The 24094-nt window shown below is 65.9% G+C and carries 19 protein-coding genes; all 19 read left to right on the top strand.

Features of this window, described 5'->3' with window-relative positions; translation table 11 throughout:
- Position 1: 1 nt before the first annotated feature.
- Positions 2 to 1165, top strand: a complete 1164-nt coding sequence (gene fadE29 / locus AU194_RS09000; RefSeq protein WP_059089064.1) for an acyl-CoA dehydrogenase FadE29 — start codon at positions 2 to 4, stop codon at positions 1163 to 1165.
- Complete coding sequence (locus AU194_RS08995) at positions 1162 to 2127, top strand: bifunctional MaoC family dehydratase N-terminal/OB-fold nucleic acid binding domain-containing protein (protein ID WP_059088876.1); 966 nt, start codon at positions 1162 to 1164, stop codon at positions 2125 to 2127. Before fadE29 ends, AU194_RS08995 begins: the two co-directional genes overlap by 4 nt.
- Positions 2124 to 2555 (top strand): MaoC family dehydratase, encoded by a 432-nt coding sequence (locus AU194_RS08990; protein ID WP_059089063.1) that lies wholly within the window; start codon positions 2124 to 2126, stop codon positions 2553 to 2555. The genes AU194_RS08995 and AU194_RS08990 overlap by 4 nt, the downstream gene beginning before the upstream one ends.
- Positions 2555 to 3712 (top strand): lipid-transfer protein, encoded by a 1158-nt coding sequence (locus tag AU194_RS08985; RefSeq protein ID WP_059088875.1) that lies wholly within the window; start codon positions 2555 to 2557, stop codon positions 3710 to 3712. Before AU194_RS08990 ends, AU194_RS08985 begins: the two co-directional genes overlap by 1 nt.
- Before the next feature lie 83 nt (positions 3713 to 3795).
- Entirely contained in the window at positions 3796 to 4944 is a 1149-nt protein-coding gene (locus AU194_RS08980) for a hypothetical protein (protein WP_059089062.1), read from the top strand.
- Positions 4945 to 4971: 27 nt separating this feature from the next.
- Entirely contained in the window at positions 4972 to 5661 is a 690-nt protein-coding gene (locus tag AU194_RS08975; protein WP_059088874.1) for a PE domain-containing protein, read from the top strand.
- 423 nt (positions 5662 to 6084) lie between these two features.
- Complete coding sequence (locus AU194_RS08970) at positions 6085 to 6966, top strand: response regulator transcription factor (protein ID WP_059088873.1); 882 nt, start codon at positions 6085 to 6087, stop codon at positions 6964 to 6966.
- Positions 6967 to 7518: 552 nt separating this feature from the next.
- Positions 7519 to 9306 (top strand): glutamine--fructose-6-phosphate transaminase (isomerizing), encoded by a 1788-nt coding sequence (glmS, locus tag AU194_RS08965; RefSeq protein WP_059089061.1) that lies wholly within the window; start codon positions 7519 to 7521, stop codon positions 9304 to 9306.
- A gap of 27 nt (positions 9307 to 9333) precedes the next feature.
- The gene (locus AU194_RS08960; RefSeq protein ID WP_369804061.1) at positions 9334 to 10314 is read left to right on the top strand and encodes an NAD-dependent epimerase/dehydratase family protein; all 981 of its coding nucleotides are present in this window, start codon (positions 9334 to 9336) and stop codon (positions 10312 to 10314) included.
- A 73-nt stretch (positions 10315 to 10387) separates the two neighbouring features.
- The gene (locus tag AU194_RS08955; RefSeq protein WP_059089059.1) at positions 10388 to 11266 is read left to right on the top strand and encodes a glycosyltransferase family 2 protein; all 879 of its coding nucleotides are present in this window, start codon (positions 10388 to 10390) and stop codon (positions 11264 to 11266) included.
- A gap of 95 nt (positions 11267 to 11361) precedes the next feature.
- The gene (locus AU194_RS08950) at positions 11362 to 12594 is read left to right on the top strand and encodes a hypothetical protein (RefSeq protein ID WP_059088872.1); all 1233 of its coding nucleotides are present in this window, start codon (positions 11362 to 11364) and stop codon (positions 12592 to 12594) included.
- A 225-nt stretch (positions 12595 to 12819) separates the two neighbouring features.
- Positions 12820 to 14484, top strand: a complete 1665-nt coding sequence (locus AU194_RS08945) for a glycosyltransferase (RefSeq protein WP_157575958.1) — start codon at positions 12820 to 12822, stop codon at positions 14482 to 14484.
- Positions 14477 to 15223: a hypothetical protein gene (locus AU194_RS08940; RefSeq protein ID WP_059088870.1), complete on the top strand. Its 747-nt coding sequence runs from the start codon at positions 14477 to 14479 to the stop codon at positions 15221 to 15223. The genes AU194_RS08945 and AU194_RS08940 overlap by 8 nt, the downstream gene beginning before the upstream one ends.
- A 331-nt stretch (positions 15224 to 15554) precedes the next feature.
- Positions 15555 to 16637, top strand: a complete 1083-nt coding sequence (locus tag AU194_RS08935) for a teichoic acid transporter (RefSeq protein WP_231743237.1) — start codon at positions 15555 to 15557, stop codon at positions 16635 to 16637.
- Positions 16634 to 18985: a glycosyltransferase gene (locus AU194_RS08930; protein WP_059088868.1), complete on the top strand. Its 2352-nt coding sequence runs from the start codon at positions 16634 to 16636 to the stop codon at positions 18983 to 18985. Before AU194_RS08935 ends, AU194_RS08930 begins: the two co-directional genes overlap by 4 nt.
- 5 nt (positions 18986 to 18990) lie before the next feature.
- A complete protein-coding gene (locus AU194_RS08925; RefSeq protein ID WP_231743236.1) occupies positions 18991 to 19815 on the top strand; it encodes a glycoside hydrolase family 16 protein in 825 nt (274 codons plus the stop codon).
- A 497-nt stretch (positions 19816 to 20312) separates the two neighbouring features.
- Positions 20313 to 21173: a polysaccharide deacetylase family protein gene (locus AU194_RS08920; RefSeq protein ID WP_059088867.1), complete on the top strand. Its 861-nt coding sequence runs from the start codon at positions 20313 to 20315 to the stop codon at positions 21171 to 21173.
- Positions 21174 to 21175: 2 nt separating this feature from the next.
- Positions 21176 to 22240 (top strand): aldo/keto reductase, encoded by a 1065-nt coding sequence (locus AU194_RS08915; protein ID WP_197417560.1) that lies wholly within the window; start codon positions 21176 to 21178, stop codon positions 22238 to 22240.
- Positions 22237 to 23973 carry a GMC oxidoreductase gene (locus tag AU194_RS08910; RefSeq protein WP_082698549.1) on the top strand — a complete coding sequence of 579 codons (1737 nt, stop codon included), beginning with the start codon at positions 22237 to 22239 and terminating at the stop codon, positions 23971 to 23973. Before AU194_RS08915 ends, AU194_RS08910 begins: the two co-directional genes overlap by 4 nt.
- Positions 23974 to 24094: the final 121 nt, after the last annotated feature.

The following is a 24094-nucleotide window of genomic DNA, read 5'->3' as shown; positions in this document are numbered from 1 at the left end:
CGTGTTGATTGACCTGACGCCCGAGCAGCGGCAACTGCAAGCCGAACTGCGACAGTACTTCTCGACGCTCATCTCACCCGAAGAGCGTGACGCGATGGAGACCGACCGGCACAACGAGGCCTACCGCGCGGTGATCAAGCGGATGGGTTCGGACGGCAAGCTCGGTGTCGGCTGGCCCAAGGAGTTCGGCGGGCTGGGCTTCGGTCCAGTCGAGCAGTCGATCTTCGTCAACGAGGCCGCCCGCGCCGACGTCCCGTTGCCCGCGGTGACACTGCAGACGGTGGGCCCGACCCTGCAGGTGTACGGCACCGAAGAGCAGAAGAAGAAGTTCCTGCCCGCGATCCTCGCCGGGGAGGTGCACTTCGCGATCGGTTACTCGGAACCGGAGGCGGGCACCGACCTGGCGTCGCTGCGGACCTCGGCGGTGCGGCACGGCGACGAGTGGATCGTCAACGGCCAGAAGATCTGGACCACCGGTGCCCACGACGCCGACTACATCTGGCTGGCAGTGCGGACCGATCCGGAAGCGGCCAAGCACAAGGGCATCTCGATCCTGATCGTCGACACCAAGGATCCGGGGTACTCGTGGACGCCTATCATTCTGTCCGACGGCGCGCACCACACCAACGCGAGCTACTACAACGACGTCCGCGTCCCCGCCGACATGCTCGTCGGTGAGGAGAACGCGGGCTGGAAGCTGATCACCACCCAGCTCAACCACGAGCGCGTCATGCTCGGCCCGGCCGGCAAGGTCGCCGGCATCTACGACCGCGTGCACGCGTGGGCGTCGAAGCCGGGCGCCGACGGCGTAACCCCGTTGGAGAACGACAATGTGCGGCGCGCTCTGGGGGAGATCCGGGCGGTGTGGCGGATCAACGAACTGCTCAACTGGCAGGTCGCCGCGGCGGGGGAGACCATCGCGGTCGCTGACGCCGCCGCCACGAAAGTGTTCTCCACAGAACGAATTCAGCGCATCGGCCGGCTCGCCGAGGAGATCGTCGGCGCCTACGGCAACCCCGCCGAGCCCGACACCGCCGAACTGCTGCGGTGGCTGGACAGCCAGACCAAGCGCAACCTCGTCATCACGTTCGGTGGTGGGGTCAACGAGGTGATGCGGGAGATGATCGCCGCGTCCGGCCTCAAGGTGCCGAGGGTTCCCAGGTGAGCGCAGACCTGCAGCCCGACATCGAGAAGACCAAGGCAGACGGCAAGAGCGAACCGCGCGCCGGCCGGGATCCGGTGAATCAGGCCATGATTCACCACTGGGTGGACGCGATCGGGGACAAGAACCCGATCTACGTCGACGAGGAGGCGGCCAAGGCCGCCGGCCATCCCGGCATCGTCGCCCCGCCGGCGATGATCCAGGTGTGGACGATGGGCGGGCTCGGAGCAGGCCGCTCGGACGACGACCCGCTGTCGAAGATGATGAAGCTCTTCGACGACGCCGGCTACGTCGGGGTGGTCGCGACCAACTGCGAGCAGACCTATCACCGGTACCTGCAGCCCGGCGAAGAGGTCACCATCCACGCCGAGATCACCGACGTCGTGGGACCCAAGCAGACCGCGCTCGGCGAGGGCTACTTCATCAACCAGCTCATCACGTGGACGGTGGCCAACGGTGCCGACGGCGACGAGGCTGTCGCCGAGATGAATTGGCGCATCATGAAGTTCAAGCCGCGCGCCGGGGACAAACCGGCGGTGCCGGAAGACCTGGACCCGGACAAGTTGATGCGGCCGGCGTCGTCAAAGGACACGCAGTTCTTCTGGGACGGCGTCAACGCCCACGAGCTGCGCATCCAGCGCCGCCCCGACGGCAGCCTGCAGCATCCGCCGGTGCCCGCGGTATGGCAGGACAAAGACGCTCCGATCGACTACGTCGTGGCCTCTGGGAACGGCACGGTCTACAGCTACGTCGTCCACCACGCACCGAAGGTGCCCGGTCGCAGCCTGCCGTTCGTGATCGCCCTCGTCGAGCTGGAGGAAGGCGTCCGCATGCTCGGCGAGCTGCGCGGCATCGACCCCAGCGAAGTGCAGATCGGATTGCCCGTGCGCGCAACGTATATCGACTTCCCCGACAGTGAGATCAGTCCCGCGTGGACGCTCTACGCCTGGGAGCCGGCCCGATGAGCGCGCCTGAGTCCAATGTCGCCGCCGGGGCGGCTCCGGCCCTGGAGGTGGGTCATACCCTGCCCGAACTCAAGATCCACGGCGACCCGACGTTCATCGTGTCCACAGCCATCGCCACCCGCGACTACCAGGACGTGCACCACGATCGGGACAAGGCGCAGGCCAAGGGATCCAAGGACATCTTCGTCAACATCCTGACCGACACCGGTCTGGTGCAGCGCTATCTCACCGACTGGGCTGGCCCGACGGCGCGCATCAAATCGATCGGGTTGCGCCTGGGCGTGCCGTGGTACGCGTACGACACGATCACGTTCACCGGTGAGGTCACCGCTGTCGAGGACGGGGTGGCCACCGTGAAGGTGGTGGGCGCCAACAGTCTCGGCAACCACGTCATCGCCACGGCGACACTCTCTTTGGGGGACCACTGATGCTCTCCGGGAAAGCCGCGATCGCCGGTATCGGCGCCACCGACTTCTCCAAGAACTCCGGCCGCAGTGAATTGCGGCTGGCGGCCGAGGCGGTGCTGGATGCGCTCGACGACGCCGGGCTGGCGCCGTCGGACGTGGACGGCCTGGTGACGTTCACGATGGACTCGAACCTGGAGACCGCGGTCGCGCGGTCCACCGGAATCGGTGACCTGAAGTTCTTCAGCCAGATCGGCTACGGCGGCGGCGCGGCGGCCGCCACCGTGCAGCAGGCGGCGCTGGCCGTGGCGACCGGTGTGGCTGAGGTCGTGGTGGCCTACCGTGCCTTCAACGAACGTTCCGAACACCGGTTCGGCCAGGTCATGACCGGCCTGACCGTCAACGCCGATTCGCGTGGGGTCGAGTACAGCTGGTCCTATCCGCACGGGTTGAGCACGCCGGCGGCGTCGGTCGCGATGATCGCCCAGCGCTACATGCACGAATTCGGCGCCACCAGTGCTGATTTCGGCGTCGTCTCGGTGGCCGATCGCAAACACGCCGCGAACAACCCCAAGGCGCATTTCTACGGGAAGCCCATCACGATCGAGGACCACCAGAACTCGCGGTGGATCGCCGAACCGCTGCGGCTGCTCGACTGCTGCCAGGAGACCGACGGCGGCGTCGCGATCGTGGTGACCACACCCGAGCGGGCCAAGGATCTCAAGCACCGGCCGGCGATCATCGAGGCGGCCGCGCAGGCCGCCGGCGCCGACCAGTTCACGATGTACTCGTACTACCGCGAGGAGCTCGGCCTGCCCGAGATGGGTCTGGTGGGCCGCCAGCTGTGGGCGCAGAGCGGCCTGTCGCCCGCCGACATCCAGACCGCGGTGCTCTACGACCACTTCACGCCGTACACGCTGATCCAGCTCGAGGAGTTGGGCTTCTGCGGCCGGGGTGAGGCGAAGGACTTCATCGCCGGTGGTGCCATCGAGGTCGGCGGGAAGCTGCCGATCAACACCCACGGCGGTCAGCTGGGGGAGGCCTACATCCACGGGATGAACGGCATCGCCGAGGGGGTGCGCCAGCTGCGTGGGACGTCGGTAAACCAGGTCGACGGCGTCGAACACGTGCTCGTCACCGCGGGCACGGGCGTTCCGACCTCGGGGTTGATCCTCGGCTGAAATTCCCGCCGGTACACCTTCCAGCTACGCGGTAAAGTTTGCTGACGAATGTCGTGACCGCGGAGAACAGGGGGTCCGTGCTCGTGGGGATCATGCCCGACACCAGCCCGTACGGTGGACAGACCGTGACGGGTCCCGGGTGGCCGAACGTCGACGAGGAGACCCTGGCCGCCGCCGCCGCGTCCTATGAGCAGCTGGCGGCGAAACTCAGCGGGTCCGTCGTCCCGCAACAGCAGGGCCAGTTGATGAAGCTCTCCGACGCCTGGGAGGGCGGCGGCGCACTCGCCGCGGCGGGTGAGGCCAGCACGATCATCGGCGGGCACGAGGCGAACGCCGCCCACGCCGCCGCGATCGCGGCCAAATTGCGCGAGATGGAGGTCGCCGTCGTCCGGACCAAGACGATGGTGAACACCATGGCGCAGGAGACTCAGCACGAATGCGAGGCGATCCAGGCGTTGCCGTTCAGCAACACCCAGGAGCTCGTGCAGGCCCGCGTCAAGATGGGGCTGTCGCAGAACATCGCGCAGGTCACGGCCAGCTCGACGGAACTGGCCAACTCGTTCGGGGTGCCGCCGAGCATCCCCACCCCCGGCGCCCCACCGACCGTGCCCGGTCAGCAGCTCGCGCAGGATGCCGCCAAACAGGCGGGCCAGGCGGGCGGGCAGGGCTCGGACCAGGGCATGCAGATGATGGGCCAGATGATGTCGATGGCTGGGCAACTGCCGCAACAGCTGGGGCAGATGGTCAGCCAGGTGCCGCAGCAGATGATGCAGCCGCTGCAGCAGCTGTCCCAACCACTGCAGCAGATGACGTCGATGTTCGGCAAGGGCGGGAAGTCCGACTCGCTCGGTGCGGCCGGCCTGCCGTTCTCCTCGTTCTCCAACCATCCACTCGCCGGCGGGTCCGGAGCCGGCGGCGGCAGCGGCATGATGCGCGCCGCGTCGTTGCCGGGCTCAGGAGGACTCTCCGCGCAGACGCCGCTGATGGCGGGTCTGGTCGGCACCAACGCGGTGTCGGTGGCACCGGCCCCCGAGGTGGCGATCGCGGGCGCCGCCGTGGGTGGCGCCGCGCCGGTCCCGGCGGGCGGGATGGGAATGGGCGGCGGTATGGGCGCGCCGATGGGCATGATGGGCAACCGCGGTTCGGGCGGCAGTGGAGGCACGACCGCCGGACTGGCCGCACCGGAGGCGCTGGATTACGACCTCGACGAGGACGTCGACGATGAGTGGTGACACGGTCGCGGGAGGGGAGGGTCGCTGATGGATCCGCTGAAGAAGCCCGAGGGCATCTCATGGGACGCCGCGACGGTGGAGCTGCCGGAGATGCCGATGGTGCCGCCGGGGCAGGACGCGATGAGCGCGACGATCTCCGCGGTGCTGCCCACGCTGGCGGCGCCGTTGATGGCGAATGTGGCTGCGCTGCAGGCGAAAGAGGGCATGTTCTCGGGCAAGTTGACCGCCGCGCAGTCGGCGTACCAGAACGCCGACGACTCGGGCGGGCAGGCGGTCGGCCAGCTCACCAGCATGCTGGGCCAACTCGGGCAGATGGGCGGTCAGGCGGCGAGCCAGGCCGGGCAGGCCGGCGGTGGTGGTCAGGGCGGGGGCATGTTCGGCCAGATGATGCAGCAGGCAATGGGGATGGCTCAGCAGTTCGGTGGTCAGGGCGGCGGGGCGCAGACCGCAGGTGGTGCGGGGCAGCAGGCACCGGGCGGTCAGGCGCCCGCGGCCAGTCAGGCACCTGCGGCGCCTCCTCAGGTGCCGCAAGCCCGCGAGGGTGAACCCGAACGCGACGAAGAGCAGGAACGCGAAGACGAGCGGAAGACCCCGCTGCAGCACGCCGAAGGCGCCGGACCCGACCAGGATCGGCCGCACACCGGCGCGGTGCCGGTGCCGCCGCATACCCCTGCGACCGACGCCGAGATCGAGGACCTCGCGCGGCGCATGCTGTAGCGGGAAGGCTGCCGGATACCGCCACTGCGGCCGGGGCGGCAGCAAATATTCCGAAGTTGTGTCGGACGATGTCATTACGTTGCGAGAACCGAACAACCATGTGCGTTCTCCTCTCGGCGTCCGCAGCTTCTTCGATTTACCGCACATTTCACTTCACCGCCCCATGTCGGCGATAGTGTGGAATCTGCCCTCTAGCAGGCTGTTCGCGGCGGGGCTGTGGCCGCTGGCTGGAGCGAACCGGTTTCGATCGCAAAATTTGCGACAACTTGCTTACTCGTTCGGTGACCGTAATCCTGGCAAACCCATAACATGAGCACTCATGGGAGTGGCCTCGGACAGGGCGCCGCGATCGGCGGGCGGTTCCCCGCATGTGACGGGTGCCCGACGAGACCACACGCAGATTGCGGAAGAAGGAGTCGAGAAATGGCTCACTACGCAGATCCGGCCGAAGGCGGGCCATACGGACTCGTCGCCGGGGATCGCGCGGAGGCCGGCTGGGGAGTGCTGCGAGAGGGACACGAATCGTGGCGGGCCTGGGGCAACGGTCGTCCGCACGCCGGCTATCCGGTCGTCCACGAAGGCGGGAATCTCAGCAGCGCACTCGCGGAGGAAGCGATCAGCTCGGCCGTCAAACATCAGACCTGCGCGGGGTCGAGTCCTCGTGCTCGATTCCTCATCATCGACGACTGCACGCTGCACCGTGAGAGTCTCGCGGCGGTATTCGCGGAGTCCGGTCCGGCCGTCGCGTGGGATCTGTCGTCGCTGTGCGCGACTCTGGGCTCGACCGTTCCAGAGATAGTCCTGGTGAACATGGGCACCCGAAACAGCGTTAGTCTTGTGCGGGTGGTCAGGCAGATGTGCCCGGCCGCGAAGGTGGTCGCCGTGGGACTGGCCGAGGATGACGAGGCCGAGATCCTGGCGTGTGCGGGAGCCGGAGTCTGCGGCTATCACCTGAGGACCGAATCGCTCGACGACCTACGTAGGCTCATCGCCAGAGTGGCAGTCGACGAATACTCGTGCTCACCGAAGGTTTCGGCGATTCTGCTCAAGCGCTTCTCGGTCATCGCCTCCCAACGGGCACCGGAGCCTCGCCAGTTAGTGCTCACGGCAAGAGAATTCGAGATTCTCAAGCTGCTCGAACTCGGCCTGTCGAATCGTGAGATCGCCGATGACTTGTGCATCGCCGTGCATACGGTGAAAAACCATGTGCACGCGGTGCTCGGGAAGCTGGGCGTCAGGACCCGTGCGCAGGCAGCTGCGTACGGGCGGTCGGTGCGGGCGGTCGCGGCGGCGCAGGCACATTGAAGGTTGCTCTCCTCGGCGGAAGGATTGCTGAGGGAGCACCGATGTGTTCGCCGGGATTCGTCCCGGTTCTCTTGTTTCCGGCTGCCGGGCTCGGCTCGCTTGTAGCCAAGCGGTCCGGAGCGAACTAGTCCCGAGGGATCGGGAGGCTTGGATCTTCGGGATCCCCCGAACTAGACCCGTATGGGTACCACCGTACCGACCGGTTATGTAAAACGTTCCGATGCGCCGGATTTGAAGTGCGCAGTACATCGCTCGGACCGTTCCCCGCGCATCGGTCGACTCTGGTGTCGCCGCGTGGTGACGGCGATCGCGGGAACTAGTCCATGGGCCCAGGGAAAGATCGATCCGACGGCCCATGTACGACAGTGGCGAATGTCACCATAGTGAAAACATGCTCGTTTGGTTAACTCGGCGCACGTTCAGCGGGTCGCTCGAAGACTTGCCCCGGCACCGCCGGGTGGAGAATCCACCGGCCGGATCTGTCGGTGCCGAGCTACCTGACCAGGTCGCGGCCGGCACACCGTTGCGGTACTCGAAATGGGCCGTGGGCTGATGTGTGGAGTAATCGCATGCCGGACCAGCACGCCGGCGCTCCAGTATCTCCGAGTAGCGCTGCGCCATCTGGAGTATCGCGGGTACGACTCCGTCGGTGTGGCGCTGCGCACCTCGACCGGCGAGGTCACCCGGTTGCGGACGACAGGTGGGATTCAAGCGCTCGACCGCATGATCGACGCGTGGACCGGGCCGCAATTCGACGGCGTCGGCCTCGGGCACACCCGTTGGGCCACACACGGTTTAGCCAATGAAGCGAACGCGCATCCGCACACCGACTGCACCGCGCAGATCAGTCTGGTGCACAACGGGATCATCGAGAACGCCGCAGCACTCACAGACGAGCTATCGGCGACAGGTCACCGATTCACCTCGTCCGTCGACAGCGAGGTGCTCTGCCATCTCATCGAGGAACAACGCAACCGGTGCGGTGACTTCTTCGACGCGGTGCAAGGCGCCCTGTCGAAGGTGGAAGGATCATGGGCCCTGGCCGCGCTGGAAGGGGGGAGCGGCCGAATCATAGTGGCGGCGAGGCGCTCCCCACTCCTGGTCGCCCATACACCCCAGGGTGACTTCGCTGCCAGCGACATCGCGGCGATCGCAGACTGGACCGACGAGTATCGGATCCTCGACGACGGAGACGTCGTCGAGCTCGGTGACGGTGGTCGGTGGGCCCGCGGCGGACGCGAGTTCGCGCCGGTGGCGACCAGCAGGTGCGTCTGGTTCGGGCGAGGAACCGACCTCGACGGATACAGCGACCACATGGCCAAGGAGATCGACGAACAGCCCGCTGCCGCGAGCAGGGTGATCGATGCGCTCGCTGGTTCGGTTGCATCCGGAGCGCTGTGGTCAGACACCGGGCTTGCATCTTTCGACCGGCTACGCGTGATCGGTTGTGGCAGTTCGCTGAACGCCGGCCAGGTGATCGGCAATCTGGCTCGCCGGCTCGGCGGCATCCCGGTCATGTTCACCACGGCGAGCGAGGCGGGCGAGGAAGTACCGGATACCCATGAGCTGTGCCTGGCGGTCAGTCAATCCGGTGAGACCGCGGACGTCCTGCACGCGGTGGCAACCAAAGCGGTGGTCGGTGCTCCGCTTCTCGCCCTGACCAACAACCTCCACTCGTCGTTGGCGCGTCGGGCGGATGCGGTTCTCAGCTGTGATGCCGGCCCCGAGATTGGTGTCGCGGCAACCAAGACTTTCCTCTGCCAAATCATCGCCGGTACCGCATTCATCGTGTCGGCGCTGACTGCGACCGGGCGTATCGACGCGCGGACCGCCGTACGAGTCGTCGACGACCTCCGCCGGTTGCCCGAACGGATCGCCGCGGCGATCCGAGTCGCAAAGTGCGACATCCCACCGCTTGTCGATCAACTCAAGGACTGTGGCGGATTCATCTTCATCGCGAGAGGGTCCGGCCTCCCGTACGCGGCCGAGGGCGCGTTGAAGCTCAAGGAACTTACGTACCGATGGGCTGAGCACTACCCCGCCGGAGAGCTCAAACACGGGCCGCTGGCATTGGTCACCAGGGGAACGCCCGTCGTGGTCATCGACAACGGCAGTACCAAGCTGGCCAGCAACGTCGCCGAAGTCGAGGCCCGTGGCGGGCGCGTCGTCACTCTCGGGACCGCGGGCAGCACAGTCGATGTCGTGAGCGATCCGTCGGCTCCCTGGGGGCCCATCGAAGCGACGGTCCCGTTGCAAATCCTGGCACGCACAATGGCTCTCGCCTTGGACCTTGATGTCGACAAGCCGCGCAATCTCGCCAAATCGGTCACGGTGGAGTGAACCGATGTGCCATCCGGGGGGCGAAAGATGATGCGGTCGTTGGTCACCGGCGCTGCCGGCTTCATCGGTTCGACGCTGGTCGACCGTCTACTGGCCGACGGACACCAGGTGATCGGGGTCGACAACGGCAGTTCCGGTGTGATCGACAATCTCGACGACGCCCAACGCGTCAACGAGGCCTGCCGACGACGGTTCACCCTCATCGAGGTCGACCTGCAAGCACCCGAACTGATCGGCATCGTCGCGGGCGCCAACCCCGACATCGTCTTTCATCTCGCCGGGCAGGCGCAGTTCGATACCTCACTCCTCGATCCGGTATTCGACGCCCGCAGCAACGTATTGGGCACCATCAACCTCTGCGAAGCCATGCGGCTCAGTGGCGTACGCAGGATCGTCTATGCCGCCTCCGGGGACACACGGTACGGGAGCTCTGACCTACCGCTGGTCGACGAGAACGCGCCGACGGACCCGCGATCACCGCACGCGGCGGGGAAGGTCGCCGTGGAGGGGTACCTGCGTGCGTACGCAGCAAGGTATGGCCTGGCCCCCACGAGCCTGGCACTGGGCACCGTCTACGGCCCCCGTCAGATGCCGCGAAGTGGTGGTGTGGTGGCAGCCCTCTTCGACGCCGCGATGACCGGAAACAGCTGCACCGTGTGTCCGGACGCAGCCGAGGCGTATGACCTCGTCTACGTCGACGACGTGGTCGACGCCTTCCTCCTGGCCGGGCGTGCGCCCGTCACCGTGACTGGGACGTACAACATCGGATCCGGGCAACTGACAACCGCGACCGAGGTGCGCAAACTGATCTGCGCGGCGCTCGGCGGTTCCTCCTCGCACGTGTACGGCACTGCGGGTCGGATACGGGGCGTGGCGATGAACCGGACCAAGGCCGAGATCGAACTCGGGTGGACACCGGACGTCGATCTCGCCGAGGGCATCCGGCGAACCGCTCAGTGGCCGCGCGCCCTCGACCGCAGCGCTGCGCCTGTATCGGTGGTGGCGTGATGCCCGAATGCGCGCTGTGCGGCTGTGGCCAAACGCTTTTCGAGATGAAGTTGAAGGAAGATTGGAGATCGTCATGACGGATCTGTCAACCACCAACGGACATGGGGGTGGTTCCTCATTGACGCAGTTCGTGGGCACGGGCGTCGCGGTCCGCGCCGCCGACCCTGCACCGCTCGCCCGCAATCAGCGGAGAAAGCGGTCCGGAACACCGCTCGCCATCCGCGGTGGCACCGTCAGTCTGGTCATTCCGGTGCGCAACGAGGCCAGGAACATCGCCTGGGTGCTCGAGCAGATCGCCGATGACATCGACGAAATCATCCTCGTCGACGGGAACTCCACCGATGCAACGTTGATCACCGCCCGCAGTTACCGACCCGACGTCAAGGTCGTCGCGCAAGAGGGCATGGGTAAAGGGAGCGCGCTGCGGACCGGCTTCGCGGCCGCGACGGGCGACATCATCGTGATGATGGACGCCGACGGCAGCATGGCTCCCCAGGAGATCCGCCACTACGTCCACTTCCTCACCAACGGTTACGACTTCGTCAAGGGCTCGCGGTTCGTCGGAGGTGGGGGGTCGCTGGACATCACTGCGTTCCGGCGGTTGGGCAACCGCATGCTGCTCGCGGTGTTCAACTCCCTCTACGACTCCGACCTCACCGACCTGTGTTACGGGTTCTGCGCGTTCCACCGCCGGTATCTGGATCTCCTGGCGCTCTCCGCCACCGGGTTCGAGATCGAGGCGGAGATGGTCGTGCGGGCGACTCGCGCCGGGTTGCGGATTGCCGAGGTCCCGAGTCTGGAGATGCCGAGGAGATCGGGTAAGTCAAACCTGCATGCCATCCGGGACGGCTTCAGGGTGCTGCGCACCGTCTTAGACGGTCACGGGTCCGGGCCTTGCGAATTCCTCGCGCACGCCATGTCCAACGAGACCCACCTACCAGCCACTCGCTGACGCGCGTTGGGAGCTCCGGCGCTTCGGGTCACCGCCGCCGTTCCCAGTCTCACGCCGACGAGCGGTCGCTTTCGATCGATTGAAGGGAATTCGAAGTGACGACTTTCGACTTCATCGAGCGCTCGCACCCCGTTCTCCCCACGGTTCGGCCGGCGGCAAAACACGCTGCGACGGAACACTCTTCGTATCGAGCGCTCGGTGCTGCCATCGTCGCGGCCGGCTTCGCGTTCAGTGCGGCGCTGTATCCACTGCCGGGTCCCTCGCTGATCGCCGAAGCGCCTCAGCCCGGACCCGGATCGCCGACCCGCGTAGTCCTCCCGTGGCCGTCGTTGTCCATCCGCTTCCTCACCGAACTGGCACCGGACAAGGACATCCGGCCGCTGCCGGGCAGCCCCGAAACGCGAGCCCAGGTGCAGTTGTTCGACGTGTTGAGTCACGGACCGTTCGTTGTGCCGGGAGGTGGTTCGGCCGGTACGCCTGTGCAGGAGATGCCGACTCTCTGGAATCTCATCGCGCTCCTGGAGCCTCAGTTCGCGGCCTATTCGGGCGGCGGTGGCGGCGGGTGGTCGGCGGTCATGCCCGGCGGGTCGCCGATCATGGCCGAGTTGGTCGCCTTCCTTCAAAGGACACTGCTCCAGCTGTTCGGGGCCGCAGCTGCGAACGGACAGTCGTTGCTGCTGAACGTGATTCAGCTCGTCCAGGTTTCGCTGCCGGGCTTGCTCCCGGAAGGGGTTCCTACTCCGCTGAACGCAACCCCGTCCGTGGCGGTTCTGCTCGATCCGGCCACGGCCCCCCTGAGCGCACGAATACCAGCGGGTTTCCCCGTCATGACGACTCAGACACCTCCCGTCGCGCCCGTCCCTGAGCCACCCCGGCAGGTGGCGCCGGCTCCGGCAGCGGTCTCGACACCGCCTACGGTGACACCCTCGGCGCAACCCACAAGCGATGTTCCGGTACCCACCGCGGCGACCTTCTCCACCACGCCGACCGCGTCCGCTGTGGTGCAGCCTTCCGTGACGCCGCCCGCGTCGCCGACCGCAACGGTCGACGTCGGTCCCAGTCCCACGGTGGGGTTCGACGGCGAGGCGCCTGGTGGCGTGTCGACCAAGACTTCCGAAGAACCATCGGTCACGAGCTCCGAGGAACAGTCGACCGTGGGTTCGAAGTCGGAGCCGAGCGAAGATTCCGAGGACGCATCGAGTAAGGACTCCGGATCGGAACCCACCGACCACTCCGGCAACGATTCGGCCGGCAGCTCCGGGAACGGGTCAGGCGGCGAGTCCGGGGGCGGCCAGGGCGGCGATTCTACGGGGGATTCCGGTGACTGACTGCAGGAGTGGGCGTGGCCCGCGGAAGGCCACGGGTGGATGGTGAGCACCGAGGTGAGCCCGTCCACGCACCGAGTCGATGACCTCGCTCGTCGCTCGGAGGGGGGCGCTTCCCGTGCACCGGTGAAAGATCCGCGTGCGGGCATCTCTGATGCTCTCCTGGTCGTTTCGACCGGGATCTTCGTCGTGACCCTGGCGTACGTGTGCTCGAGGGCTGGTCTGAGCATGGCCGCTCCGTTGTATTGGAGCGGGCAGCTCGGACTCTTCGCCTTCGTGTCCTACCGCGTGCTGCGTCCGGGTACGCCTGCTCGGGAGCGCGAGTTCCTCGTACTGGCGTATGCCGGGGCACAGTCGATGATCCGGTGGGCGTACAGCCCGCAGATGTTCACCTTCGTCGACGAGTTGCAGCACTGGCGGTCGCTGGCCAACCTGCTCGCGACCCACCACCCGAACGAGGCGAACTACAGCCTGCCCGCCAGTCCCAGATACCCGGGAACGGAGAATGTCACCGCCGAACTCGTGCAGGTGTCCTCGATGGGCAGCTTCGCGGCGGGTGTGCTCATCGCCGGCATCGCCCATGTGTTGCTCGCGGGATGCCTTCTGCTCCTGTATCGGGAATTGACCCGGTCGTCCTGGACCGCGTGCATCGGGGTCCTGATCTACCTGTTGGATCCGAGTGCACAGTACTTCACCACGTCCTTCTCCTACGGAACTGTCGCACTGCCGTTCGTGGTCCTGTGCATCTTCTTCGCGATCCGTTTCGCATCCGATGTCCGCGCGCGTTACCTGTATTTCCTCGGTGTTCTGATCTGCGCCAGGGTCGTCGCGATGACGCATCATCTGTCGGCATTCGCCACGGTGGTGCTACTGGGCGGCCTTTCGCTGGCCGTCCTCGTCTTTCGCGGCAGCCGGCACATGGCGCCTCGGCTCCTGACCTGTGCGGTGTCGTCGGCGCTGATCGTGGCGATGTGGGTCTACTACGTCGCGCCGATGACCGGCGATTACTTCAGTGACGCTGTCGAACAACTCATGAACGGGCTGGGCACGTTCGGGCAGGTCGAGGGAAAGGTCGCGCTGTCGAATCCGCTTACCCCACTGGTGGATCGCGTCTTTCCACCGCTGGCCGTCGCTCTCATGCTCGGCCTTCTCCTGACGTCTGTGTGGATCGCGCGGTCGCTGTCGGCGCTGGAGCGCACGTTCGCCTGGTTGGCGCTCGGATCCTACGGACTCGTCCTGGCAGTCCGACTGTTCGTGGGCAACGGGGCGGAGCTGTCGACACGACTGCTCACGTTCGTATCGCTGATCACGGCATTGGCAGCGGCCATCGTCCTCCAACGGATCGTGGCGTGCGCTCGGACTGGTGTCTGTACTGCGACGGCGATGGCGGTCCTGCTGCTCATGGGAGCCATCACCACCGGTATGCCGGAATGGTGGGAGCGACTTCCGGGAACCTTCCGGGTAGCCGGCCACGCCAGCGGAATCGACGCCGTCGGTGTGAGCAGGGCCGAATGGGCGGCCGCCAATCTGCAGCCGGGCACGCGCTACTTCGGTGACTTCACGTCGGTCACCCTGCTCTCGACGCTGGCGCGGCTGGACCCCATCCTCGACCCAGGCACCCTGTACTACAGCGATCGTCTGACGCCGGAGGACTCGGCACTCATCGACAACCAGCAAGCCGTGTACCTGGACGTCGACCTTCGGATGTCACAGCAGCCGCCTATCACCGGTCGGTATTTCCCGGTCGACCTCTACGACGGTTACCGCGACAAGCCCATGGATCGGGAGTTCCTGGACAAGTTCGACGTCCTTCCCGGCGCATCCCGGATCTACGACTCCGGCTACGACCGCCTCTACGATCTCCGGACTCTGCGGAGGACGCACTATGGTTGACGTCGGCAAAGCCGATTGCGTCGCTCTTGCCGCAATCGTGTGTTACGTGGCGGCGGTCGTGCCCTCGGTTCCTCGGCTGCTGTCGATAGCGGCGGGCACGCTTCTCTGCTTCGGTCTCGCGGGTGTCGCCGTGGCCGCCGCCCTCCTCCCGGGAGGGTCAGGTTTGGTGGCGCGCTTCGTCGCCGTGGCCGCAGGCGTGCTCGCCGTGGGCGTGGTCGGTGGAGAGGTGCTCAACCACTACGAATCAGGCGTCACCAGGCCGAATTGGTTGCAGCTCGGTCTTGTGACAGTGCTCGTCGCGTACACGGCTGCGTGGGCGCGCGGCGGGGACCGACCCTGGCATCCGAAACGTGCCACATCAAGGCGCCCGTCCGCGAATACCGTTGCCAAAGCGATGATCTCGGCACTCATGCTGATCACGGCGATCGCACTGTCGATGGCCAGCCGGGCGGGAGAGGAAGCCTTCACCGAAGTATGGCTCCTGCCGGACGGGCCGGAACACGACCCCCTGGGTGCATCCAGTGCGGTACTGGGGATGAAGAGCCACGAGTCGACGACGCAGGCCTTCACGGTCGTCGTGGAAACCGGCAGACAGATGGAGCGGAAACGGATCACCCTCGCACCCGGGCAGATCTGGACACATGCGGTATCCGTCCACGGCGACAAGGCGCTGGCCACCGTGTACCGAGACGGCGACGCAGATGACCCGTACAGGACGGTGTGGTTTGTCACACGATAGTGCGCTCACGCGCTGCCAGCCGCCCGAGACGTCGCATCGCCGACGGATCGCGCTGAGGCACAACGACACCCAAGCTCCGACGGGTGGATCTCTGGTCATCAGGATCGCGCTCTCGCTGATGAGTACGACCGTCGTCACCGCCGGCCTCGGTTTCGTCTTCTGGGCCGTGGCCGCGCGTGTCACCACCACCGAGGTGGTCGGCCGCGCATCCGCCGTCATCGCCGCGATGCAACTCATCGGCGCCTTCGGCACTCTGGGAATGCACACACTGCTCATCGCAGAGCTCCCGCGTCGCAACGGCCCGAGTGTCCGGCGCCTCGTCGTCACCGGGATGACGATCGCAGGCGTCGTCGCATTCTCGGTCGCCGCGGCATACGCATTGGTCAGTCAGCTGACGGGGAGAACGAGCGAATGGATCTACACCACTCCGCTCGGGGTGGTGCTGTTCGGCGCGGGCACAGCGCTGACCACGGTAACGATCGTCTTGGACGGCGCGCTGATCGGGGTCCGGCAAGGCAGCCGCCAAGTGTCGCGAAATCTGATCTTCTCCGTCGTGAAGTTGGTCGCCCTGCCCATCGCGGCATTCGCCATCGGGTTGTCACCGCACGCGATCTTCTCGGTCTGGCTGCTCGGTAACTTCGTCTCTCTCCTGATCGTGGCATTGCGGACCGAGACCCGGCGCGAGTGGTTGACGACCCTGCCGTCCCCACGTGGGTTCTATCCGATCTGGCGGACGGCTGCGGGTCATCATTGGGTGAACGTGGCCACCGAGACACCGCGGTTCGCCCTGCCCATACTGGTCGCCGCCCAGCTGGGCAACGAAGCCAACGCGGGGTTCTACGCGGCGCTCCTGCTGATCAGTTTCGTATGGGTGGTGCCCCACCATCTGGCTACCGGCATGTTCGCCATCCAAAGTGACGATCCTGACCATTTCCGGCGTGGTCTCAGTACCGCTGTTCGGTTGTCGGCCGGGGTGTCGCTACTCGCGGCCGTCGGAACACCGGTGTTGGCGCGGCCACTGTTGGCAATCTTCGGACCCGAGTATGTGCGCGCCTCGTACTGCCTCATGGCACTGGGGATATGCACGATCGGCAGCGCGATGAAGTCGATCTACATCGCGGTCGGCAGAGCCCAGGGGATGTTGGGAAAGGCCGCGATGGCAGCACTTTTCGGTGCCGGCATCGAGCTCGGAGCAGCCGAGATCGGACTGACGCTCTGGGGCGTCACCGGAGTCGGGATAGGCGTCGGCATCGCGTTGATGCTCGAAGCGGCCGTGTTCTGGCCGAGCATCCGCAGAGTGCAGAACCAACTGCCCGATGACGAACGGACGCACCGCAACTCCCGGGTCGCCGACGCGGAGGAGTCGTGCGCCCGCCAAGCACCACTTCAGCCCGAATTCGAGGGACAGCAATGACCATATTCACCGATCTATCGGAAACAGCCCGCCCCGCGGCGGAGGACCAGCGTTCGGCTCACGGCGGTGAACCGCCGACGGCACCGTCGGTCTCGGTCATCATCGCCGCCTATACGGAGGATCGTTGGGGCGACACGGTGGAGGCAGTGACATCGGTGCTGCGCCAGTCCCAGCCCGCCCAGGAAGTGCTGTTGGTGATCGACCACAATCCGCACCTGGCCGAACGCGCCCGGGCTGAACTCAGCGGTGTCACGGTGCTCGAGAACACGGGTCTCAAAGGGGCCTCCGGAGCGCGCAACACCGGGGTGGTCAACAGCCACGGCGAAATCGTCGTCTTCCTCGATGACGACGCGGTGGCGACACCGGACTGGTTGAGCCGGCTGTGTCGGCCGTTCCGCGCTGCCGAGGTGGTCGGTGTCGGCGGAGGCCTCACGCCGGCGTGGCCGAAGGAGCGGCCCCCGTGGTTTCCGCAGGAGTTCGACTGGGTCGTCGGCGGTTCGTACACCGGGATGCCGGAAGAGGGGGCGCCGGTGAGGAACGTCTGGTCGGGCAACATGGCGATCCGTCGCACGGCATTCGATTCCGTGCACGGCTTCCGCCCCGGCTTCGGCAAATCCGGCAGCGTGTCCCGGCCCGAAGACACGGACCTGTGCCTTCGGGTGCAACGCGCACTCCCGTCGGGCTGTTGGATGTACGAGCCCTCGGCGCTGGTGGCCCACAAGGTGCCGGTGGACAGGAGTACGCCGGCGTTCTTCCTCAAGCGGTGCTGGAACGAGGGGAGAGGCAAGGCCGCCTTGGCCCGCTTGGTCGGTATCAACACCAGCACCGTCTCCGAGCGGCGCTACGCGACGCGGATACTCCCGCGCGCGTTCGTCAGGGAGCTCGTCCTCGGACTCGTGCGCAGCGACGTCGCGAGACTCCAACGTGGTAGTGCGATCGCACTGGGCCTGCTGTTCGCCGCCGCTGGGATGCTGACGGAGATGCTCGCAGGCACCGGCAGGGCCGCGCGGTCGTCGACACCTCCTGCGGACACACCGGTGCCCGTCGCGGACCGATTCCGGCCGGTACGAGTTCATCGGTGGGATGTGTTGGAGCCCTTCCCTGTCGACGACTTCGACGGGCAACGAGACGGCGCGGTGCACCTGCTCGTGCTGCTGGGCACCGAACCGCTCGGATTCACGGACTTCGAATTCGACGATTCTGCTTCACTTGCGGGCATCGCCGCCGCCGCGGTGACCGAGGATTTCCTGAGTCGGATCAACGCCCGACTCGCGGCGGGTGAGCTACCGCTGGTCAGTGACATCCCCGAGGGCGGTGTGCCGATCGATGCCCGCGTGCTCCCGTTCGTCGCGGAACGCGAACGGCTACTGCAGGATCCGCCTCAGGTGTCGGTTGTGGTGTGTACGCACGATCGGCCGGAGCGCCTGGCGGACTGTGTGCGTCACCTGGCGCGGCAGGAGTACCCCAGCTACGAGATCATCGTGGTGGACAACACCCCGTTCGATCCCAGCGCGGTCCCGGCGGCGCTGGAGTCGCTCGACGCACGGGTGCCCGTTCGATATGTGCTGGAGAGCCGACCGGGTGTGTCGCGCGCCCGCAACGCAGGGTGGCGGACGGCGCATGCCGACCTGATCGCCTTCGTCGACGACGACGCGATCCCCGACCGTCACTGGTTGGCCGAGATCGTGCGGGGATTCTCCGCCCGGCCTGCGGTGGGATGTGTGACGGGGGCGGTGCTTCCGGCCGAGCTGAGGACTCAGTGCCAGCTGTGGTTCGAAGAGTTCGGCGGGATGAACAAGGGGCGCGGGTTCGATCGGGAGATCTTCGCGCCGGGACACCCGCAGAGTCCTCTATACCCGCTCCCGCCGTTCGGCGCGGGCGCCAACATGGCCTTCCGCCGAGAAGCCCTGATGGATATCAACGGGTTCGATGTCGCACTGGGGCCGGGCACGCGGGCCATGGGAGCTGAGGACCAATTCGCCTTCACGCGAGCGCTTCTCGCCGGACACACCATGGTCTACCAGCCGACGGCCCTGGCGTGGCACTACCACCGCGACACGATGGCCGGTCTCGAGAAGCAGCTGTACGGGTACGGTACGGGGCTCACGGCCTTCTACGCCGCATTGCTACTCTACGAGCCGTTGCTTCTCCTTCCCCTGATGCGACTGGTCCCCACCGCGATACGAGATCTGACCGGGAAGGACTCGGTTCGGACGGCCACCATGCGCGACTTTCCCGATCACCTTCTGCGCACCGAGATGATGGGCATGAGTAAGGGATTCTTCTCCTACATCCGTGGTGTGGTGGAGCAACGCCGCGAGACCCGCGGTGAGGGGTCGGCAAAGTGAACCGCGTGACCGCCCGCAACGTACTGAAGAGATCGTCGCTGCTGTCGGTCGTCGTCGTGACGGCGCTGCTGGCATGCGGTGGTGTCGGGAATGGCGAACCGGCTGGCGACGTGCAGACCACCAGCCCGGTTTTCGACGGTTTCGACGGTGCCGCCGGCTCTCGGCCGAACAGCCACTATTGGAACTACGAGTCCGGCCACCCGGGCGCCGCCAACAACGAGATGCAGACCTACACCGACTCATCGGAGAACATCCGGCTCGACGGAGCAGGCAACCTGGTGATCCAGGCGCAGAGAACCGCGAACGGATATACCTCCGGCCGTCTCAACACTCGGGGCAAGGTCGACATGCCGTACGGCACCACAGCCGCTCGGATCAAGTTCCCGTCCGGGAAGGGCATCTGGCCGGCCTTCTGGTTGCTGGGGTCCAACTTCGGCACGGTCGGCTGGCCCGAGTGCGGTGAAGTCGACATCATGGAATTGGTCAACACGGGTACCACGTACCACGTGTCGCTGCAGGGGCCACCGCCGAACTCGGATTTCTCCCATCGGGACGCGGTGACCGCGAAGGGCCAGATCGCAGATCTGACCACCGATTTCCACGAGTACTGGGTGGACCGGCGGCCGAACCGTATCACCATCGGCGTGGACGAAACCACGCTTGCCGTCTTCACCCCGGCGTCGCTGCCCTCGTACGCCGAGTGGGTGTTCGAGCAGCCCATGTTCGCGGTGCTGAATGTGGCAGTCGGCGGGGACTGGCCGGGTGCCCCCGACGACTCGACACCGTTTCCGGCGACCATGCTGGTCGATTGGTTCCGGTACACGCCCTGATGTTCGATGAGCGCAACTCGGGGGGAGCTGCGATACCGCGTGAGCGGTTAACTGGAAGCGTGCTGTGCCAGCTGGGCAGCGTGTTCATTGAGTGGCCCATCAGTCGACGGAGGGTTGGATCTTCATATTTGCGAGAGTGCGCGGCCCCGCGGCGAGGTCGGCGCAGGTGCCCGTTCCCGCCTGACCGGCGATATAGCCCTGTTAACGTGCAGTTATACCTTCGCAAGGGCGCTTGCGGCGTCCACCGTGCCAGGGCTCGTACGTGAATAGTCAAGTTTGTAAAAATGGTTGCTCAGATTTGATTGTCGATAGGTGGGGCGAATGATAGCTTCGGAAAATCAACGCCGGGCCGAGCCTGAAAGCGTATTTGCGGCAAGCGTCCTATGTTTGCTGAATGCAGGATGCGAGAGGGGATGATTTGATGAATCCCGCACCGATACGGGTGCCTTCCGCCTCGGAGCTGGACGGCGTGTCGCGGATACCGAGACGGGGCGCAGATGTCGACCGATTCTGAGTACGAGACGGGCGCGGCTTCGGCCCGGGCAGTGTCGGTGCCGATTTTGATGTATCACTCCGTCAACGAGGTACCTCGCTCTGCGACACGGGCCCTATCCGTTCACCCAGCGGCCTTCGCGCAGCAGCTCGCATACCTGCGTCGTGAAGGGTTCACCGGTATCACCTTCGGTGACCTCTGCGAACGACGCCGGGAAGGTGTCCCGCTTCCGTCGCGGCCGATCGTCCTGACCTTCGATGATGGTTACGCCGACTTCGTGGAAGAAGCACTTCCGGTCTTGTGCGCGTGGGGATTTCCGGCAACTGTCTTCGTCACCACGGGATGGCTGCGTGGCGCGGGCCGCGACCCTCTCACCGCCCCACCGGACCGCATGCTGTGCTGGACACAGGTCGCGGAGGCGGCTGCGGCCGGAATCGAGATCGGGGCGCACAGCGACAATCACCCGGAGCTCGACCAGATCTCGGAGCGGCGATTGCGGGCCGAGCTCGGTGAACCGAGACGCATCTTGGAAGACCGTATGGGGCAGACGATCCGAAGTCTCGCCTACCCGTACGGTTACTCGAACAGGCACGTCCGAGAAGTCTGCCGCGAAGTCGGGTATCTACAAGCCGCCGCCGTCGCGAACCGGGTGTCCAGCGATCACGTCGACGCGTTTCGCGTCCCCCGCCTCACTGTGCGTCGCTCGACGTCGATGAGCGCGTTCGCCCGCACGGTGCGGTTGAAGAGGGTGGCGGTCCAGTACGCGCCGGCCCGCACGCTCACCGCCGGGTGGGCGGTCGCGCGGCGAACCCGGTCCGCCGTTCGGCAAATGCGCCCAACGACGTCTGGGTCAGAGGGGGAATGACCGTGTCCCACAACGTCGTCCCTGTGCAGCGGAACGGAGCCGAGCTCATCGAGGCAACCGAAGCCTCGACGGAGCGGGCCGCAGCCGCGGACTGTGTACTCGGATTCGGCTGCGCGACCTTGTATGGTCTCCCGTCGCGTCGGGACCGGCGAGCAGTAGTCGAGACAGCGTACGACCTGGGCATCAGGCATTTCGATGTCGCACCCATGTACGGACTCGGCATCGCCGAATCGGAATTGGGGGATTTCGCCGTCGCACATCCCGACGTCCGCATTGCCACGAAGTTCGGTATCGAGCCGACACGACTGGGGTATCTCGCGGGCCACGTCCAGCCACCTGTTCGGCGAGTACTGCAGAGGTCGACGTCATTGAGACAACGCGTCAAGCGGGCGGGCGGCGGACCCGGAAGCGGTGCGATCGGACGCCTACTGTATCGGCCCCGCAACTACACCGTCCGGTACGCCCGGCACCGACTCGACACCAGCCTGCGGGCACTTCGAACCGACCGCCTGAGCCATTTCATGCTCCATGAACCCGCCGGGGCGTCGCTGGAAGATCGGAACGAACTCGTCGAATTCCTGGAACGCGAACGTGACGGCGGCAGGATCGGCAGTTGGGGTCTGGCCGGGAACCTTTCGCGAATGGATGCCGCGCTCGCGTTGTTAAGCCGTCGAGCTCCGCTGCTGCAGATGCCTTACGACCTGATATCCGGCCACTGCGGACCGTGTCCTGCAGCGGGCCAAGCCACCGTCGTCTACGGCGTGGTCGCGGGGGCGCTACAGCGCGTCAGGGACGCGCTCACCCAGCATCCACAGCTCGAACGGCAGTGCAACGAGCTGCTCGATGCGGACCTCGCCGACGGGAGCACCCTCGTGAGGCTGCTCATCCGTGACGCGGTGAGGCAGAACATGTCGGGACAGCGCACCGGGGGAACGGTCCTCATCTCATCGACGAAGCCACGGCATCTCGAGCTCCTGTGCTCCGCTGCACGCGCTGCGTTGCCGCATGAGGCAGAAGTCGCGGACCTGATCCGACGCACATGCAGAGACACATCGGATGAGAAATGATCACTTCTGGGCATGATATCGAATCGGGTACGCGCCTACACGCGGATCTCGTCGTCGTGGGCGCCGGTCCCGCGGGCATCACGTCGGCGTTGGAGGCCTCCCGGCGCGGCGTTCACGTCATCTTGATCGAGACGGGAAACGCCAAACACAGTGCGAGATGCCAGAACCTGTCGGTTGCCCGGAGACGTGACCCAGACATGCACGCGCCCGTCGAAATGGCTGTCGGTCGACGACTCGGTGGCACTTCCACGATGTGGGGCGGGCGGTGCGTCCCCTACGATCGCGTGGACTTCGTCGAACGTGAGGTGGCGCCGGGCTCCGTGTGGCCGGTGACGTATGAAGAACTGTCCGGCTACTTCGGCCGGGCGTGTGACTGGATGTTCTGTGGGCGTGCCGCTTTCGATGTGCATCAGCTCGGACATCTGCCGGCGCAGATGGTGCCCGGACTGCACGACGGATCGGTGCGCACATCGGCACTCGAGCGGTGGTCGCTTCCGACGGACTTCGGCAAGGTTTACTACAAGGAACTCCGCGACGCGACTGACCTCATCGTGATCACGGACACGACCTGCGTGCGGATCAACTTGAACGACGAACAGACGCGGGCGTCCCACCTCGACTGCCGGACGCTGTCCGGCGGTTCCTTCACGGTGTCCGCCGATGACATGGTCCTGGCCACGGGTGGGCTGGAAGCCACGCGGTTGTTGATGTGCTCACCAGGCCGAGACAGTAGGAGCATCGGTGACCACTCGGGGCACCTGGGCCATTGGTACATGGCTCACCTGGAGGGGGTGATCGCCGACCTGGTGTTGTCCACACCGGTTGATCGCACGATCTACGACTATGAGCGTGACCTCGACGGCTCGTATGTCCGGCGCCGATTCACCTTCGACGACGAGTACTTGCTCCAGCACAACCTACCCAACATCTCCGGATGGATGACGAATCCGGAACTGTCTGACGCATCGCACGGTAATGCCCGGCTGTCCTTCATCTACCTCGTCCTCATCTCTCCGGTCGGATCCCTCTTCGCCCCACCGGCGCAGCGACTCTCACTGACGGGTACCGAGATTCCGGGAACCCCGTACGGCCGGGCCGTCAGATCGTCTGTGTGGCAACATCTTCTCAACATCGTGCGTGATCCTGTCGACACGCTGCGGATGATCGCGGGCTTCGGCATCCGCCGCGCCTTCGCTCGCGGGAGGAAACCACCCGGATTCTTCGTAGCGAACGCCGCGAACAGATTCCCGCTCCAGTATCACGCCGAGCATCTACCGCGCTACGAGAGCCGCGTGAGACTCAGCGACGAGGTCGACGATCTCGACATGGCCCGGCTCGAGATCGACATCCGATTCGACGACTCCGACATCGAGGGAGTGCTCGAAGCGCACCGACACTGGGATCGGTATCTGCGCGCGGCCGGCGTGGGGAGGCTCGAGTACCGCTCGGGCGATCTGGCCGCGGCTGTGCGCGGACGCACGGGTGGTGGCTTCCACCAGGTCGGAACCACGAGGATGTCGAAGGACCCGGCGGACGGTGTGGTCGACGAGAATCTGGCTGTGCACGGGGTGCCGAATCTGCACGTCGTGAGCAGTTCGGTGTTCGTGACCTCCGGACAGGCGAATCCGACCTTCATGATCGTGGCCTTCGCCGTGCGTCTCGTCGACCGCCTCTATGGCAAGGCCTCGTCAGCAGGAGTCCGGCGGCGCTCAGATCTCCGGCAATCGGCGTGAGTCGCGGGGGACATGGTGAAGCGCGGCTCGACCACCTGCCTTGCGGTGATCACCGCAGTGGCCCTCGTCTGCCTGATGAGCGGTTGCGGCAGAGCACATTCCGCGCTTCCAGGACCTCCGA

It is taken from the genome of Mycobacterium sp. GA-2829, from assembly GCF_001499965.1.
Lineage (GTDB): Bacteria > Actinomycetota > Actinomycetes > Mycobacteriales > Mycobacteriaceae > Mycobacterium.
This window is presented reverse-complemented; position numbering and strand designations above follow the sequence as displayed.

Coding starts and splice junctions, on each gene's coding strand:
- AU194_RS08935 (WP_231743237.1), top strand. CDS start 15,555: ATGACGATCGCAGGCGTCGTCGCATTCTCGGTCGCCGCGGCATACGCA.
- AU194_RS08955 (WP_059089059.1), top strand. CDS start 10,388: ATGACGGATCTGTCAACCACCAACGGACATGGGGGTGGTTCCTCATTG.
- AU194_RS08930 (WP_059088868.1), top strand. CDS start 16,634: ATGACCATATTCACCGATCTATCGGAAACAGCCCGCCCCGCGGCGGAG.
- AU194_RS08985 (WP_059088875.1), top strand. CDS start 2,555: ATGCTCTCCGGGAAAGCCGCGATCGCCGGTATCGGCGCCACCGACTTC.
- AU194_RS08920 (WP_059088867.1), top strand. CDS start 20,313: ATGTCGACCGATTCTGAGTACGAGACGGGCGCGGCTTCGGCCCGGGCA.
- AU194_RS08960 (WP_369804061.1), top strand. CDS start 9,334: ATGATGCGGTCGTTGGTCACCGGCGCTGCCGGCTTCATCGGTTCGACG.
- AU194_RS08990 (WP_059089063.1), top strand. CDS start 2,124: ATGAGCGCGCCTGAGTCCAATGTCGCCGCCGGGGCGGCTCCGGCCCTG.
- AU194_RS08975 (WP_059088874.1), top strand. CDS start 4,972: ATGGATCCGCTGAAGAAGCCCGAGGGCATCTCATGGGACGCCGCGACG.
- AU194_RS08940 (WP_059088870.1), top strand. CDS start 14,477: ATGGTTGACGTCGGCAAAGCCGATTGCGTCGCTCTTGCCGCAATCGTG.
- AU194_RS08910 (WP_082698549.1), top strand. CDS start 22,237: ATGATCACTTCTGGGCATGATATCGAATCGGGTACGCGCCTACACGCG.
- glmS (WP_059089061.1), top strand. CDS start 7,519: ATGTGTGGAGTAATCGCATGCCGGACCAGCACGCCGGCGCTCCAGTAT.
- AU194_RS08945 (WP_157575958.1), top strand. CDS start 12,820: ATGGCCGCTCCGTTGTATTGGAGCGGGCAGCTCGGACTCTTCGCCTTC.
- AU194_RS08970 (WP_059088873.1), top strand. CDS start 6,085: ATGGCTCACTACGCAGATCCGGCCGAAGGCGGGCCATACGGACTCGTC.